Raw genomic sequence first — 17,600 nt, 5'->3', positions numbered from 1 at the left:
GTCCTACATTTAGACCACTATATACACAATTGATGCTCAACGACCTTCAGTTAAACAGTATTCTGGAAGATTTTGATATTGCCTACTGGAAAATCAATACTCTTACAAACGAAATCACATGGTCCGAGCATTTTGAAGCGCTTGTAGGTAAACCTTCCACCCAGGATTCCATTTTCACCTATTTTTTAAATAACATTCTCCATAAAGATTATAAATACGATTTTAGGACAGCCTTCGAAAGTCTTTCTTCCGAAACCCCGCAAATAAGCCAGGAAATAAAATTAAAGCTCCAAAATGATAAATACCGTTGGTTTGAATGCCGGAATTTAAAAAGTAAGGAAAACAGCAATAAAGATACTGCGGTATTGCTTTTTGTAAATATCCACCAGAGTAAACGGGATCAATACACCATTGAGGAGAATTTTTTCTATTACCGGGAAACCGCAGAGATGACCTCTACCGGTGGTTGGTATATAGACACCCTCCACAAGGCGATTTACTGGGACGATGTCACTAAAAAAATCCTGGATTGCCCGGGTGATTACCAGGTAAATTATGATGAACGTTTACGTTTTTACGCCACAGATCATCAGGAAAAAGCGCTTTCCATGTTTACAAAATGTGAGAAATACGGAATTCCTTTTAAAACCGAAATAAAAATGGTCACCCTTTATGGAAAAGAATTTTGGGTAAGGGCCACAGGAAAGCCGGTTTATAATGAGGAACAGGAAATCATAGGGATTCGTGGAGTTTTTCAAAATATAGATGAAAACAAAAACAATGAGCTCAATTTACAAAACTCCCTGGATATCATTGCGGCACAAAATTCAAGGTTGTTCAATTTTGCACACATCGTTTCGCATAACTTAAGATCTCACAGCAGCAATCTTAGCCTGGTGGTTCAGTTGCTTTCTGAAACCCAGCCTTTAAAAGATAAAATGGAATTGCTGGAAAATATCTCTGATATTTCTGAAAACCTGGATGTCGCGATCTCTAAGCTAAATGAAATGGTGACGCATCAGGATGTAATGACAAAAGAGCGAAAAACCACAAGTTTCAGCAGTGCCCTGGATGTGGTTATGGCATCGGTCTCTTCACTAATAAAAAGGGAAGGTGCTACCATTATTTCCGATTTTAAAGCCCATAAAGAAATTCAATATATTCCTGAATATCTTGAAAGTATTTTACTAAATTTAATAACTAATGCAATAAAGTATAAACAGCCTGGTAGAAAACCTGTGATTTTCATTCAAACCTATCTGTTTAATGAACAATCGTTTATGGAAATAAGCGATAATGGAATGGGAATAGATCTCGATCAATTTGGGGAAAAAATGTTCGGGATGTATAAAACTTTTCATAGGAATTCCGATGCAAAAGGAATTGGCTTGTTTATTACCAAAAACCAGGTAGAAACCCTGGGAGGTTCTATTTCGGTTACAAGCACCGTAAATATTGGAACAACTTTTAAAATTAAATTTTAGATTAAAATGGGGCAAAAAATAGAATTGGCGTGTATTATCGATGATGATAAAATATACGTGAACTTAGTGCGGAAGATCATTGAGATTAAACATCTTTCTGAAAATTTACTAATCTTTAAAAACGGTCTGGAGGCTTTAGATTACTTCAAAGTGATCCTAACCAATATGACCGAAGACAAACTGCCGGATATCATTTTCCTGGACCTTAATATGCCAGTAATGGATGGATGGGAATTTCTTGGGGAATTTATTAAGATCAAGAATAACTTCGACAAGAAGATCATCCTTTATGTAGTTTCATCCTCCATAGATCCTAGAGATCTTGAAAGGGCAAAATCCTTTAATCTGGTTACCGATTATTTGATAAAACCTATTGAACTTAAGAAGTTTGAGCAAATATTTGACAGGGACGTGGCCTGATTCTCTTATTCCTTTTTTTCTTCCTCTTTATTTGGGAAAGCTTTTTTATTGAATAATAAAAGAAGCACCACACCTGTGCTTATTGCGGTATCTGCAACATTGAAAACCGGCTCAAAAAAAGTGAAGTGCTCACCGCCCCAAAATGGGATCCATTCCGGTAAAATTCCATCATATAAGGGGAAATAAAGCATGTCTACTACTTTCCCATGGAATAAAGTGCCATAAGCACCAGCATCAGGCATAAAAGTAGCTACGTGCCCATAACTGTCGTCGAAAATGATTCCGTAGAACACAGAATCTATTATATTCCCAAACGCACCTGCAAAAATGAATGCGATGGCGGTAATCAGGATCCTGGAACCATTGTTTCTAATGGAATCCCACAACCAATAGCCTATTCCTACAATAGCTCCCAAACGGAACAAAGTAAGCAGTAATTTTCCATATTCTCCCGGGATTTTTGCCCCCCAGGCCATTCCCTCGTTTTCAACAAAAAGAATCCTGAACCAGTCAGTTACTCTAACTTCTTCTCCAAGAATGAAATTGGTCTTGATGTAAAATTTGGAAATTTGATCTATCAGTAAGATCAGAATAATAATGAGACTCGCTTTTTTTAAGGACATGAAAGGTTTGTATTAAAACGGCACAAAAATACTAATTTTATTTAGTTTTCTCGTACCCTGATATTTCCATTAATAGTTGTGAGATGAATTTTATTTTTTCCCGTGATTTCGGGAGAAACCAGCACGTTCCCATTTCTTGAGATTGCAGTGATCTCCGCATTTTGGGTTTGCACATCAATGGAGCCATTGTATGTATTTACAAGGGCATTTCCCATAAAAGATGTAAGTTCACAATATCCTGACTTCAACTCAACTTCCAGATTTTTATAAGTTCCGCTACCGGAAACAGAGGCTATATTGGATTTTATAAACACCTCAAGACCTTCAGGTATTTCCAGGGTGATTTCCAGGGAAAAAACCTTGTGCGCACTCAGCTTATCATATCCGCTTTGAAGAATTTTCCGGAATTGAGTTGTTAGAATCACCCTGTCCTGCAAAAGCTCCACATTTAGCGATATATCATTGAAATATTCCCCTTCAGAATGGGAAGTGAGAATGATTTTATCTTTTTCCGAAGTTTTCAAATTGATCCTGAATACCTCATCGGTAAAAATATAGACCTTTTTAATATTTTGAGCATCATAAGTTGCCGACAAATCCTTTTGGGAAAATGCGCTTAAAACAACACTGAAAAATATCAAAAATGAAACATAAAACTTCATCCAACCAAAGGATATAAAAAATGCTCCAATATGAATAAGATCAAACTGGAGCACATATATAATTAATAATAATATTGCCTAACGCTTAACGCTGCAAATTCTTCGCTTCCATACTCAAAGTGGCGTGTGGCACCAATTTTAAACGCTCTTTAGCTATTAATTTATTGGTCACCCTGCAAATACCATAAGTCTTGCTTTCAATTCGAATCAGCGCATTTTTAAGGTCTCTTATAAATTTTTCCTGGCGAATGGCCAATTGAGAATTTGCTTCCTTGCTCATGGTTTCACTCCCTTCCTCAAATGCTTTAAAAGTGGGGGAAGTGTCATCTGTACCATTATTGCCGTCGTTGACATAAGCACTCTTGTAAAGGGCCAATTGTTCCTGGGCTTTTTGAATTTTTCCTTTGATTAAGTCCTTAAATTCTGCCAGTTCGGCATCGTTGTAACGTTCTTTGGTTTCTGTTGACATGGGTTTAATGTTTTTTAATAGACAATTTGGTAGTCACATCGTCGAATTCTATTTCTGTTCCGTCTGCAACCACGTCCGCAAATTCGAGGTTTGCAGTGAGTGTCTCGTTTTTTATATACTTTAAATTTTCTAAGACGGCGTTCTCGACAACGCTATCCTTCAGTAGGGTCACATCTATAGTATCTGTTACTTCCAATCCGGAATCTTTTCGCAGGTTCTGAATTCTGTTAACCAACTCCCTGGCAATTCCCTCCTTCTTAAGTTCTTCAGAAATATGAACATCTAAAGCAACAGTGATGTTTTTATTGCTGGCAACCAGCCATCCTTCAATATCCTGGGACGTAATTACTACGTATTCGGATACCAATTTAGTCATTTTTCCATTAATATCCACAAATAATTCGCTTTCCCGCTCCAGCGTTGCTATATCTACTGAAGTAAGCTTATTAATAACATTCACAACAAATTTCATCTCCTTTCCAAACTTCGGACCCAAGGTCTTAAAATTGGGTTTCGCCTGTTTTACAAGAATCCCCGATGCATCATCTATAAGCTGTATTTCCTTAACGTTCACCTCCGATTTTATCAAATCCTCCACCGCACGGATTTCTGCTTTTTGCTTTTCATCCAACACAGGGATCATAATTCGTTGCAAAGGCTGGCGCACCTTGATCATCTCTTTTTTCCGAAGGGATAAAACCAGGGAAGAAATAATTTGAGCCTTTTCCATTTTATGTTCCAGGTCCTTATCCAGAAAAGCACTGTCAAAGGTTGGAAAATCGGCTAAATGAACCGATTCAAAGGCTTCCCTACCGGTTACCGCATTAAGATCCCTGTACAGTTTTTCCATAAAAAACGGAGCAACCGGTGCGCTTAATTTCGCAACGCTCAGCATACAGGTGTAAAGGGTTTGATAGGCTGAAATTTTATCCTGTTCATACTCCCCTTTCCAAAATCTTCTTCGGCTTAACCGAACATACCAATTGCTTAAATTTTCCTGTACAAATTCTGAAATTGCCCTTGTTGCCTTTGTAGGCTCATATTCTGCATAGAATTTATCAACCTTTTTTATCAAGGTATTCAATTCTGAAAGTATCCATCGATCAATTTCAGGGCGTTCCTCTAAGGGAATATCAGCTTCAGAATATTTGAATTTATCAATGTTTGCATACAACGTAAAGAACGAGTACGTATTATAAAGTGTTCCGAAGAATTTCCGACTCACTTCCCCGATGCCTTCCAGATCAAATTTTAAATTATCCCAGGGATTTGCATTGGAGATCATATACCACCTCGTGGCATCTGCGCCATAGGTAGATAAAGTTGTAAAAGGATCGGCAGCGTTGCCAAGACGTTTGGACATTTTTTGCCCGTTTTTGTCCAAAACAAGTCCGTTGGAAACTACATTTTTATAGGCTACATCATCAAATATCATGGTTGCAATGGCGTGCAGGGTATAAAACCATCCCCGTGTTTGATCTACACCTTCAGCGATGAAATCAGCAGTCCGCTCTCCCGAATCTACTTTTTCCCTATTTTCAAAAGGATAATGCCATTGTGCATATGGCATAGAACCAGAATCAAACCACACATCTATAAGATCCGCCTCCCGCTTCATAGGTTTTCCTGAATCAGCAACCAGGGTGATCTCATCTACTACATTTTTATGAAGGTCTACCAAATTATAGTTTTCCTCACTCATATTTCCAACTTCGAAACCTTCAAAAACATCCTTTTCCAAAACTCCGGCCTTCACGGCTTTTGCCATTTCTGCTTTTAATTCTTCTATAGACCCAATGATGATTTCTTCCTTTCCATCTTCCGTTCTCCATATAGGCAATGGAACCCCCCAGTACCTGCTTCTGGAAAGATTCCAGTCGTTTGCATTTGCAAGCCAGTTCCCAAAACGGCCTTCCCCGGTAGATTTTGGTTTCCAGTTGATCCCTTTATTCAATTCAAACATCCGGTCCTTAAACTCGGTTACTTTGATGAACCAGGAATCCAGTGGATAATATAAAATAGGCTTATCTGTTCTCCAGCAATTCGGATAGCTGTGAACATATTTTTCGACTTTAAAGGCTCTGTTATCTTCCTTGAGTTTTATCGCGATTTCCACATCAACAGACCGCTCCGGAGCCTGACCATCATCATAATATTCATTCTTAACATATTTCCCGCCGAACTCACCGATCTCTTTTATAAATTTTCCCTGCAAATCCACTATAGGGACCAGGTTGTCATTTTCATCCTTTACCAATAATGGCGGAACTTCAGGAGTTGCCTGTTTTGCTACCATGGCATCGTCTGCCCCAAAGGTTGGCGACGTGTGTACGATACCTGTTCCCTCCTCTACGGTTACAAAATCCCCGGAAATTACACGAAATGCGTTTTCTGGATTATTATACGGCTGCACGTAGGGCATCAATTGCTCGTATCTTAATTCAACCAAGTCTTTTCCCAAGAAAGTTTTATCTATAAAATACGGAATTTTATCGCCTTCTTTAAAGCCTTTTAAGCCCTCTTTATCTGCAACTTTAATGAACTTTTTATCGAATTGTTTATCGGCAAGCGCTTTTGCAACTACAATGGTTATAGGTTCAAAGGTATATTGATTGTAAGTTTTAACCGTAACATATTCTATTTTGGGACCAACTGTTAAAGCCGTATTACTGGGTAATGTCCAGGGAGTCGTGGTCCAGGCGATTAAGAAAGCTCCTTCTAGCTCCCCGGAAAGGTCAATAGCCCCCTCCTGGCCTCCCCCCAAGGGGGAGGAGTTTGAAATACGGAACATGGCCGTAACTGTGGTGTCCGTAACATCCTGGTAGGTTCCCGGCTGGTTAAGCTCATGGGAGCTCAATCCTGTTCCTGCTTTTGGCGAATACGGCTGGACGGTATATCCCTTGTAAATAAGGCCTTTTTTATAAATTTCAGAAAGCAGCCACCACACTGTTTCCATATATTTTGATTTATAGGTGATGTATGGATCTTCCATATCCACCCAATAACCCATTTTTTCGGTGAGGTCGTTCCAGACATCGGTATAGCGCATTACAGCGTTTTTACAAGCTTCATTGTATTTTTCTACACTTATCTTGGTTCCGATATCCTCTTTTGTAATTCCCAGTTCCTTCTCCACTCCAAGCTCTATTGGAAGCCCATGGGTATCCCATCCGGCTTTTCGTTTTACCTGATAACCTTTTTGGGTTTTATATCTGCAAAATATATCTTTAATCGCACGGGCCATCACGTGGTGAATTCCCGGTAAGCCGTTGGCAGAAGGCGGTCCTTCAAAAAATATGAACGGCTCCTTTCCTTCACGGGTAGTTACGCTTTTCTCAAAAATATCATGCTCCTTCCAATATTCAAGGATTTCTTCTGCTACTTTTGGAAGGTCAAGACCTTTATATTCAGCGAACTTTGTGCTCATTTTATCAAAATTTCTTATGAGGGGCGAAAATAATCATTTTTAAGAAAAGAGAAGGTTTTATAAGTGGAAAAGTGAAACCTAACAGGTCTTGAAGACCTGTTAGGCTTATTGCAGAGTTTCGTTTCTGTAAGCTAAAAGCTAAATTTCAACGCCAGGATCAAATTTCTTCCAGCGGCAGCAATTCCTGAAGAATACGTCCGGTACCGCTGATCGGTAATATTTTCGAGTGATGCCGTTGCCTGCCAGTTAGCTGAAATTTCATACTGTCCGGTAAAATTAATAGTGTACCAGGATGGGGCATAAGGATTCCCGTTTTGGTCAATGGCGTACAAATATGCTTTCCCTTGTTCAGATGGAGCGAGGTCCTCATAATCGAACTGCCCGTTGTATTCTCCAAAAAGATCCAGTTTTAATTTATCCCGCTGCCATACCAAATGCGTATTTCCAAAAAGCGGGGCTGCATGTCGTAAAGGAGCAGTTGTGCCGTTATCCAGTTCTTCTTTTCCTTCTGTAATGGTAAATTGAGAATTCAGTAAAAGGGAAGGACTAAAATTAATTACAATTCCTCCTTCAAATCCATATACATAAGCATTTGCGCCATTTTGTATTGCCTGCACATTACTTGGTTCTCCCTGGTAATCTATTGTTTCAACTCCATTGAAGCTAAAATCCCTCCGTATAAGTGCGTTGTCCAAATGTGTATAAAAGGAAGCAACATCAACACGTATAGCTTGGGAAATTTTCCAGTTCACAGCAATTTCTCCATTGTAGGCGTATTCCGGTTTTAAATCGGGATTTGGAACCACTACAGATCCAGGTTCTGAATCGAAGATCTTTCCCACATCGTCTATGTTAGGAGCTCTAAAAGCTGTTGAAAAATTTAATTTCCAATTGATTTTTTCTGAAGGATCCCAACTCAGTCCGGCACTACCTGTTAAAGCACCGGTGCTTAAATCGGCATTTTTAAAAGGATATTGATATACGGCATCGTCAAAATCGGCTATCAAAAATATATGATTGTACCTGGCCCCAGTTTGCAGGGTTAATTCCGGGTGGAGTTCCCATTGAAATCCAGAATAGGCAGCAAGGGATTGCCATGAGGATCCATCTGGATAACGGGGCATATCGGCATTTGAATTACCCGTGGTTCTATTTATTTGTCGCCCTTCAGAAGAAATCTCATTCAAAACATATTCTGCGCCGTAATTCAATTTACTCTTTTCAAATTTTTTCTCATAATCCAGATTTACCGACCAGGCATCTACATTTTCTTCAGAATTAAAAAGCAGTTCGCTTCCAAAGTCCCGATTGTTCCTACTTTCTTTGAAATATTGATAGGCGGCGGTCAATTGAGCATTGTCATAAAACACTCCACTTCCTACCTTATCGATTTTAAAATTCCCCATAAACCAGGTTTGCGGACCATAATACCATTCTGAAGACCTCAACTGCCCGTTTCTTTTTTGAATAAGCCGGTCGTACCGTGGAAAATCGGAAGTGGTGCTGTACATGAAATTCAGGCTGAAATCCCAAAATTCATTGGGCATATACCGAATCTTTTCCAACATATTGATTTGATTGTAACCAGTTGGTTTTTGAATCCGGGGGTCTTGATTTGAAACAATACGATCATTTCCATTGCTATTAATCACATATTCGTTCCTAAGATATTCATCCGGACCATGACTTCCCATTTTAAGGTCCCCAAAATCGGAGTAGGTAATGCTGGTTAGAAACACCCAGTTTTTCCGGCCGATATTAAAATCGGCGTGAATGGTTTTTTCATCACTAGCAGAGGCATACCGGGAATAGGCATTTCCGGAAACAACCGTATTGCGCCCCATTGCAAACTCCGGAGTCAAGGTGTAAAAGTTCATAACCCCTCCTACCGCATCACTTCCAAAAATTATAGATCCGGGACCTAAAATAACCTCCGCCCGTTCTACTGCCAAAGGATCTATAGAGATCACATTCTGAAGATTTCCACTTCTGAAAATAGCGTTATTCATTCGCACCCCATCTACGGTGATAAGCAATCTGTTGGTTGCAAAACCTCTAATCATTGGACTTCCACCTCCCAGTTGACTTTTTTGAACATATACCTTGCCTGAGCTTTCTAGAAGATCGGCAGCGGTTTGGGAATTGGAAAATTGAATTTCTTCTGAAGTAATACTCACAACCTGCCTTGGGAGGTCTCTTTTATTTTGCGCGAATTTGGAAACAGACAGGACTACTTCCTGAAGTTGATTTTCATCCGGAATTAAATAAACCTTATAATTTAATTTGATGTCAGATTTTTTGATTCGCAACTCATGATGAGAAACGTGTTTAAATATTAAAATTTGATCAGAAGAAAATCCGGAAATATTGGCAATTCCATCAAGATTAGTGAGTGTGCTTCTGGTTCTCTCTTTGTTGTAAATTGCCACATTGCTCAAGGGGATTCTTGACCCCCTATCCAGCACCATTATTTCCTGAGCATAGGAATTGCTGAAAAACAAAAAAAGAAACAGGCCTAAAAGAACTCGCATTTAATTGAAAATTTCGTGAAGCACCGCCAGCGACTTTGGTTTCTTAAATGCGTCTATATGAAGTTGATAATACACTAATAACATCTCAAGAAAATGGCTTCGGTTAGTTTTGGTTAATTTCAGTAGTTCTAACCCATCAAAATTTATACCCAGAAGTTGTTTTAAAATCAGAGCGTTTTGGCCTTCTATACAGTAATTATTGGTTTCCACATCCTGAAATACGCCGTCCAACAAATTAAAGTATTCAGAATTGGTATTGGAATCATCGGGATAAAAACCAAGGTACCTGGTAAGTTTCAGCATAAACAGCAAATGAAAATTAGCGAACCTCTCATGATGATCCAGCCAGTTTAGTGTTGTTTCCAGATAATGGTATAAAGCTTCATTCTCTTCTTCCTCCTGTATCGAATTCCGAAGAATTTCAGAAACAAAAAGTACCATGGATGATTTTATTACATCTGTATGAAGTGTTTTATAGGTGCTTAGCATTTTTGCTTCCTGCAAATATTCCAGCGTGCCTTTATCCTTATGCTTTGCAACCAGTTCCAGTTGAGACAAGGGTTGAAACATGGAGGTCTTGAATTTTCCTTTTTTAGACCTTAGAACTCCGCGCAAAATATACGTTTTAAGGCCGCTTTTTTGGGTGTAGCATTTCACAATTAAATCTGCCTCCGCATATTTCAAAGCACTTATAACAATGGCATTGGTTTTTACCAGCATCGGGAAAATTTTGGACGAAGATAATTAAAAAATGCCGCTCGGGAAGCGGCATTTTCAAAGCTTATATAAATTTGATCTTAGGTATAAATGTAGTTCTAAATCAAGAAAGGTTTTTACAGTTATTAACCTGGTAGCATAAATTACTTTTTCATGGAATTAGTTTTTTCAGCATTTAAAAAAATAGCTTCCATTTCATTAATAAGAACAGATAACTCTTCTGAAAGTTCCTCAAAAACCAAATAGGCCCCATCTGTAGGCCTTGCCTCCCCGCTATCCACGATCAATCCTAAACTGGCAATTTTGTTATTTAGCCTGATGGGGAAGTTTAAAGGATCCTGGTTACTCTCATTTTTCACCTGGTAAATAGCCTCTTCAACTGTATTAAGGTTTTTCAACACTTCAGAATTGATGTTATCACCCATTTGTTCTTTGTATTCTCTAATCTTTATAACGGCTTCATTGGCCTCGCTTACTTTCTCACGAATTTTCATTCCAAGATCAAACTGTTCTTTAATATCTGCTTCAGAAATATTTTCCAACCTTGGATCAAGTTTGATCTCAAAAGGTTTGGTTTCCGTTTTACCATTTGCATTTACCCTTACCTGATAAATTCCGGGTTTTGCCAGCGGCCCTCTTTCAGGACGGGCAGACCATAAGATCATTCCATCAAATACTGTAGAACCAGGATACCTTAAATCCCATTTGTAAGTGTTCAATCCTTTTTTACTGGCTGGTGGCTTTGGTGGAGTATAACCATTAGCTGTTTCTTTTAGCTCTTCCTTAACTACTTCTTTTACAACTTTAGTTTCATCTCCTTTTATAACTTCAGGATCTTCCGGTTTTTTCTCTTCTTCAGGCTTTGGCTCTTCAGAAATAAAAGTCTGGATAATTTCTCCGGAAGGATCCAAAATCTCAATTTTTACCTCTTCTGCATCTTTTCCGAGGTTATAATGAAAAATAGCATCCTGTACCCTTCTTACTGCATAATAAGGCTTGAATAAATGAAGGTCCTTTTTCAAAATATCTTTGTTGTATTCTCTTATAGGGGAAATATCGTCAAGGATCCACATAGATCTTCCGTGGGTAGCAATAGCAATATCCTTTTCTGTAACCGCAAGATCCCTTATTGCAACATCCGGTAGGTTGAGCTGAAGGGAATTCCAGTTTTCACCATCATCAAAAGAAACGTACATTCCATGTTCTGTACCTGCATACAGCAATCCGGGAGTGGTAATATCTTCCCTTACCACATGCACGTAATGTCCTTCCGGAATTCCAGTGGTGATCTTCTTCCAGGTTTTGCCATAGTCCTTGGTTTTAAAAATATAGGGACTACGGTCATCCATTTGATATCGTTTCACGGCAACGTAAGCTGTTCCGGGTTTGTGTTTTGAAGCATCAATAATACTCACCCGCGAATGCTTTGGCAAGCCCGGGGGAGTAATATTTTCCCAGGTCTTCCCGTGGTTCCTGGTAATATGGATCAAACCGTCATCAGATCCTGCCCAGATGGTATTTACATCGTGGTAAGAAGGAGCCAGTGCATACACAGTGGCGTATAATTCCGGGCCACTCATATCGAGTGTAACTTCTCCCCCGCTTACCCCCATGGTTTCAGGATCTGCATAGGTAAGATCCGGACTTATTTTTTCCCAGGATTGTCCTTCACTGGTAGTTGTCCAAACATGCTGACTCGTTACATACAGCCTATCTTCAAGAGGTGAAAAAACAATAGGATAGGTCCAGTGCACCCGCTCTGGTAAGGTCTCAGCGGCATTTCCCATAAAATATCGTGGATACGGTTCTATGCGTCTTCGTTCTCCGGTCTTGCGGTTTATCCTGGTCAATACTCCGGAATAACTCCCCGCATAAAATATATCCAGATTATTCGGATCCTGAGCGATATAGCCGCTTTCCCCTCCTCCTACAGAATATGAGGGAACACTTTCTTTCATAGTATTTCCCCGTGCGGTTAGGAAATCCCAACCTTCACTGGGAACAGCAACTGTGCTGTTATCCTGCTGCGCACCCGCGACAAAATACGGGAAGTCGTTGGTAGCGGTAATATGATATAATTGGGCAGTAGGAAAATCCTCGTCTGTCCAGGTTTCTCCACCATTTACAGATATAGTTCCCCCTCCGTCATTGGCCTCGGCCATACGCATTGGGTTATTGGGGTCTATCCAGAGATCATGATTATCTCCGTGGGGAACTTTGATCTCGGTATCAAATTCTACTCCGCCATCGGTAGATTTCCAAAAATCAACATTAAGTACATAAACAGTTTCTTTATCCTGAGGATCTGCATAAATTCTGGTGTAATAAAAAGCCCGTTGCCGCAGCTTTCTGTCCTCATTTGTGCGTTTCCAGGTTAAACCTGCATCATCAGATCTAAAAACCCCTCCTTCGTTGGCTTCTATAATTGCCCAAACTCTGTTGGAATCCAAGGGAGAAACCGTGATCCCTATCTTGCCTATGGGACCTTCCGGTAATCCGGATTTTTTAGTAAGTTCGGTCCAGTTCTTTCCACCGTCAGTAGATTTAAAGAATCCGGAAGCTCCTCCACCTCCCCACATTTTCCATGGCTTCCTATAAACCTCCCAAATGGAAGCGTAAATTACTTCAGGATTATTAGGATCAATGATCAGATCGGCTGCTCCGGCTTTTGGTCCTTTATAAAGAATCTTATTCCAGGATTTTCCGCCATCGGTTGTTTTAAAAACCCCGCGTTCCTCATTTGGGCCAAAAGGATGCCCCAAAACCGCTGCATAAACAATATCAGGATTGGTAGGGTGAATTCGAATTCGGGAAACCGTTTGAGAATCTTTTAAGCCAACATTTTCCCAGGTCTTCCCGGCATCTATAGATTTATAGATGCCATCTCCTTGCATGATGTTACCTCTAAACTGAGATTCCCCCATCCCAATGTAAACAATATCGGGATTACTATCTGCGACATCAACAGCTCCTACTGAAGAAGCATTGATCTGGCCATCGGTTACAGGTTTCCAAATAAGACCTCCGTCCGTGGTTTTCCATAGGCCTCCACCGGTAGCACCGAAGTAATATTCATGAATCCTGTCCGCATGACCTGCTATGGCTGTAGAGCGCCCACCACGGTAAGGACCTGCAACTCTGTACTCCAGGGTTTGGAAAAGCGTTGTATCTAAAGTTTCCTGCTGAACCTGTTGGGCCTGAACAAGAAAAAGGGGAGCCAGTAAAAATAAATTAAGAAAAATAAATTTGTATTTTTTAAGAAAATTGGGATACTTCATACGTGCTTGTTAGGGACTAATTATGGTAATTAAATTTTAGTTTCTTATTCACTCAAAGAAAAAAATTTATTTCCTGCTAAAAAAACAGGAAATGTACAAATTAAGGATAAAAATCTTTACACCAAACCTTTGTAAATAATTCTTAGAAAGGAACACATAAAAAATGCCGCTCAGGAAGCGGCATTTATATAATTTTCCAAAGTTCAGGACTTTGCAATGGTTAACCCTGATTTCCGAAACCTTTGTAAAGTTTCCAACTCTAAAAAAATTTTGGAAAAGTGAATTATACCTATACCACTCCCTGCGCTAACATGGCATCTGCAACCTTCACAAAGCCTGCTATATTTGCTCCTTTCACATAATCCACATAACCATTTTCACCACCGCCGTATTCCACACATTTATCGTGGATACTTCTCATGATCTCGTGAAGTTTTTTATCAACTTCTTCAGCAGTCCAGTTGTATCTCAAGGAGTTTTGAGACATTTCAAGTCCTGAAGTCGCTACTCCACCGGCATTAGATGCTTTCCCGGGAGAAAAAAGAATTTTAGCCTTCTGAAAAACCTCAACAGCCTCTGGAGTACAAGGCATATTTGCTCCCTCTCCAACACAAATACAACCGTTTTTCACCAATATTTTTGCATCTTCAACCAACAATTCATTTTGGGTAGCACAGGGCATTGCAATATCGCAAGGCACTTCCCAGGGAGTTTCACCTTCAAAATATTTAGCCGAAGGATATTCATCTACATATTCACTTATCCTACCGCGTTTTATATTTTTAAGATCCATAATAAACTTCAATTTCTTTGAATCTATTCCCTCTTCATCCAGAATATAACCACCGGAATCAGACATGGTAAGCACTTTTGCCCCCAGTTGGGTTGCTTTCTCTGCTGCATATTGTGCAACGTTCCCGGATCCTGAGATTAAAATAGTTTTTCCTTCTATCTTGTCTCCTTTTAGGTGCAGCATATTTTGAGTAAAATACACATTTCCATAACCGGTAGCTTCAGGCCGAATTAAAGACCCCCCATAGGAAAGACCTTTCCCGGTTAAAATTCCGGTAAATTCATTTCTAAGGCGTTTATACTGTCCAAACAGGTATCCAACTTCGCGCCCTCCAACACCTATATCACCTGCCGGCACATCGGTATTTGAACCAATATGGCGTTCGAGTTCTGTCATAAAGCTTTGACAAAAACGCATTACTTCATTATCTGTTTTTCCTTTAGGGTCAAAATCTGATCCTCCTTTTCCACCACCCATGGGCAATGTTGTAAGGCTGTTCTTAAAAACTTGTTCAAATGCAAGGAATTTAAGAATGCTAAGGTTTACGGAGGGATGAAAACGCAATCCACCTTTATAAGGTCCTATTGCAGAATTCATTTGTATTCTAAATCCGCGGTTAATTTGAGTTTTCCCTTTATCATCAATCCAGGGAACCCGGAACATTATAACCCTTTCCGGTTCCACCATGCGCTCAAGCAACATGGCATTCTGGTATTTTTTATTTTTTTCAATAAATGGGATCACCGTCTCGGCCACCTCATGTACAGCTTGCATGAATTCAGGTTCATTTTGGTTTCTTTTAGCGGCAAGGTCCAAAAAATCTTGTACATTTTTTTCCATAATGTAATCCTTAGTATATTTAATTATTAAGAAATTCGTAATTTATTTCAAATATAAAAGTTATATGTTGAATTAAGCGGATATTTTGCATTTTGATATAATATTAACGTCCAATTTATTTAAAGATTCAAGGAAACCATTTTAACAATAATTTTGTTAACTTCTATTTTATATATTTGTTACTCCTTCACCGTTTGATCTATGGCAGATTTGCGCTCCCTTTTAATTGTTATCTGGCTGCTTTTCCTTCCCGGAGGAAGCGTATATGCACAGCTTGGATTATCTCATGAAATAGGAATACTGGTAGGTCCCACCTCTTTTTTTACCGATTACGGCCAGCGTTATAATTTTAAGAATAATGTTAATAATTCCGGGATAGGCATTGGCCTGGTGCATTATATGAATTTTGCTTACCGGGCAGATTGTAACTGTTATGCCCGCGAAACTTATTTCAACGATCACTTTAAAATACGCACCGAAATAGATTATTTTAAAACAAAACTTGAGCATTTTGGACCTATAGCTGAAAAACCCAAATCGGCTGGAGGAATCTTATTAAGGGCCATGCATGGGGAGACCCAAACCTTTGAAATTGGAACAAGCCTGGAGTATTATCCCCGCAGCATAAGGGATTACCGGGCATTTTCACATCTTTTCTCACCATTTATCAGCCTTGGGGTACACTTTGTAAGTTATTTTCCCGACGCATATTCAGACCTGGGACCAATTACTGATGAAAATAATTTATTTCCCACTTTTAGAGATGGGGGAGTAGAATTGGACAGCGGTTCTACATGGGCCCTTGTTGGGATTGCAGGAACCAGGTTTCGCCTTGGTCATTCAAGTGATCTCAATCTGGAAGCCCGTTGGCAATACTATGATACAGATTGGCTGGAAGGACTAAATGTACAGGGGCCTCAAAACCAGTTCAACGACCTGGTTTTTTGGGTTAATGTGGGCTACATTTATTACATAAATTTCTAAACAAAAAAACCTCAGCTATCGCTGAGGCCTCTTATTTATATTTCAACTTAATCCTCTAACCCAAAGCCTGTTTCAGGTCCTCGATTAAGTCTTCATCATCTTCAATACCAACGCTTAGGCGGATAAGAGAATCTACCACGCCTGTTTTTTCACGTTCCTCAACAGGAATGGAAGCATGGGTCATACTTGCAGGATGTCCGGCAAGCGATTCAACTCCTCCCAGGGATTCGGCTAAAGTGAAGACCTTTAAATTTTCAACAATCTTGACGGCACTTTCCAGCGTATTTTCTAATGTTGTGAAAGAAATCATTCCGCCAAATCCGCTCATTTGCTTTTTAGCAATATCGTGGTTGGGATGATCTTCAAATCCAGGCCAGTAAACTTTACCTACTTTTGGATGATTCTTTAGGAATCTTGCTATCTTTTCTCCGTTTTCGCAATGACGTTGCATCCTGATATGAAGAGTTTTTATTCCTCTTAATACCAGGAAACTATCCATTGGACCACAAATAGCACCACTGGCATTCTGAATAAAATACAATTTGTCCGCAAGTTCTTGATCATTCACCACCAAAGATCCCATGACCACATCACTGTGACCTCCAAGGTATTTTGTTGCAGAGTGCATAACGATATCGGCGCCAAGATCTAAGGGCCGCTGCAAATATGCTGTAGCAAACGTATTATCTACGGCCAACAGCAACTTATGCTTTTTGGATATTTTTGAAACGGCTTCAATATCTATGATGTTCATCATAGGATTGGTAGGTGTTTCCACCCAAATCATTTTAGTGTTATCATTGATGAATTCTTCAATTTTACCGGAATCCTTCATTCCGACAAAATGAAATTTCAACCCTAAACCTTCAAATATTTTTGTAAAAAGCCGGTAGGATCCGCCATAAAGATCATTGGTTGAGATAATCTCGTCCCCGGGTTTAAAGAGTTTCAGCACCGCGTCGATGGCAGCAAGACCAGAACCAAAGGCCAGACCAAATTTTCCGTTCTCTATACTTGCAAGGGAATTTTCAAGCGCGGTCCTTGTAGGATTAGCACTTCTGGAATATTCAAAGCCTTTATGCCCTCCCGGAGTGGTTTGAGAATACGTGGTTGTTTGATAAATTGGTGGCATCACCGATCCATAAGCAGGATCTACATTATGCTGTCCACCATGAATTGTTTTAGTATTAAATTTCATCTCTATATATTTTTGTTTTTAGCTACCTACCTTTAGAAGCCCGCATCTGTCAAAAGCCCAGCCGGTATACCGATATTTTTACAAGTATTTCAGCTTGTTTTCAAAAAAAATTTCGTTCGAGTAAATGTAGCATTCGTATTGTTGATTGACAAAATAGCATGTACCTTTATCCCT

12 protein-coding genes are annotated in these 17,600 nt (G+C 39.5%); 3 read left to right on the top strand and 9 right to left on the bottom strand.

Annotated features, from left to right (window positions below; genetic code table 11):
- The first annotated feature begins 32 nt into the window (after positions 1–32).
- Positions 33–1,484, top strand: a complete 1,452-nt coding sequence (locus tag ACKGJN_RS03455; protein ID WP_409538033.1) for a PAS domain-containing sensor histidine kinase — start codon at positions 33–35, stop codon at positions 1,482–1,484.
- A 6-nt stretch (positions 1,485–1,490) separates the two neighbouring features.
- Positions 1,491–1,904, top strand: coding sequence for a response regulator (locus ACKGJN_RS03450; RefSeq protein ID WP_409538032.1), 414 nt, complete (start codon positions 1,491–1,493; stop codon positions 1,902–1,904).
- A 5-nt stretch (positions 1,905–1,909) separates the two neighbouring features.
- Here the strand turns inward: ACKGJN_RS03450 and ACKGJN_RS03445 are convergent, their stop codons facing one another.
- The 8 genes from ACKGJN_RS03445 to gdhA form a co-directional block, all read right to left on the bottom strand.
- Complete coding sequence (locus ACKGJN_RS03445; RefSeq protein WP_409538031.1) at positions 1,910–2,527, bottom strand: lipoprotein signal peptidase; 618 nt, start codon at positions 2,525–2,527, stop codon at positions 1,910–1,912.
- Positions 2,528–2,568: 41 nt separating this feature from the next.
- A complete protein-coding gene (locus tag ACKGJN_RS03440) occupies positions 2,569–3,243 on the bottom strand; it encodes a DUF4097 family beta strand repeat-containing protein (protein WP_409538030.1) in 675 nt (224 codons plus the stop codon).
- A gap of 31 nt (positions 3,244–3,274) precedes the next feature.
- Positions 3,275–3,658 carry a TraR/DksA family transcriptional regulator gene (locus tag ACKGJN_RS03435; protein ID WP_409538029.1) on the bottom strand — a complete coding sequence of 128 codons (384 nt, stop codon included), beginning with the start codon at positions 3,656–3,658 and terminating at the stop codon, positions 3,275–3,277.
- Between the two features lie 4 nt (positions 3,659–3,662).
- Complete coding sequence (gene ileS / locus ACKGJN_RS03430; protein WP_409538028.1) at positions 3,663–7,085, bottom strand: isoleucine--tRNA ligase; 3,423 nt, start codon at positions 7,083–7,085, stop codon at positions 3,663–3,665.
- A gap of 131 nt (positions 7,086–7,216) precedes the next feature.
- The gene (locus ACKGJN_RS03425; RefSeq protein WP_409538027.1) at positions 7,217–9,616 is read right to left on the bottom strand and encodes a TonB-dependent receptor plug domain-containing protein; all 2,400 of its coding nucleotides are present in this window, start codon (positions 9,614–9,616) and stop codon (positions 7,217–7,219) included.
- Entirely contained in the window at positions 9,617–10,336 is a 720-nt protein-coding gene (recO, locus tag ACKGJN_RS03420) for a DNA repair protein RecO (protein ID WP_409538026.1), read from the bottom strand.
- Positions 10,337–10,476: 140 nt separating this feature from the next.
- The gene (locus ACKGJN_RS03415) at positions 10,477–13,611 is read right to left on the bottom strand and encodes a WD40/YVTN/BNR-like repeat-containing protein (protein WP_409538025.1); all 3,135 of its coding nucleotides are present in this window, start codon (positions 13,609–13,611) and stop codon (positions 10,477–10,479) included.
- Between the two features lie 289 nt (positions 13,612–13,900).
- Complete coding sequence (gene gdhA / locus ACKGJN_RS03410; protein WP_409538024.1) at positions 13,901–15,244, bottom strand: NADP-specific glutamate dehydrogenase; 1,344 nt, start codon at positions 15,242–15,244, stop codon at positions 13,901–13,903.
- A 201-nt stretch (positions 15,245–15,445) separates the two neighbouring features.
- Here gdhA and ACKGJN_RS03405 point away from each other — a divergent pair, with 201 nt between their 5' ends.
- Positions 15,446–16,228: a THC0290_0291 family protein gene (locus tag ACKGJN_RS03405; RefSeq protein ID WP_409538023.1), complete on the top strand. Its 783-nt coding sequence runs from the start codon at positions 15,446–15,448 to the stop codon at positions 16,226–16,228.
- 55 nt (positions 16,229–16,283) lie between these two features.
- On the opposite strand, the gene ACKGJN_RS03400 is transcribed toward ACKGJN_RS03405, so the two are convergent.
- The gene (locus ACKGJN_RS03400) at positions 16,284–17,426 is read right to left on the bottom strand and encodes a cystathionine gamma-synthase (protein ID WP_409538022.1); all 1,143 of its coding nucleotides are present in this window, start codon (positions 17,424–17,426) and stop codon (positions 16,284–16,286) included.
- Between the last annotated feature and the right edge of the window lie 174 nt (positions 17,427–17,600).

Source organism: Gillisia xinjiangensis, assembly GCF_046298265.1.
Classification (GTDB): domain Bacteria; phylum Bacteroidota; class Bacteroidia; order Flavobacteriales; family Flavobacteriaceae; genus Gillisia; species Gillisia xinjiangensis.
The sequence above is the reverse complement of the archived record's forward strand: the minus strand, read 5'-3'. Positions and strand labels throughout refer to the sequence as shown.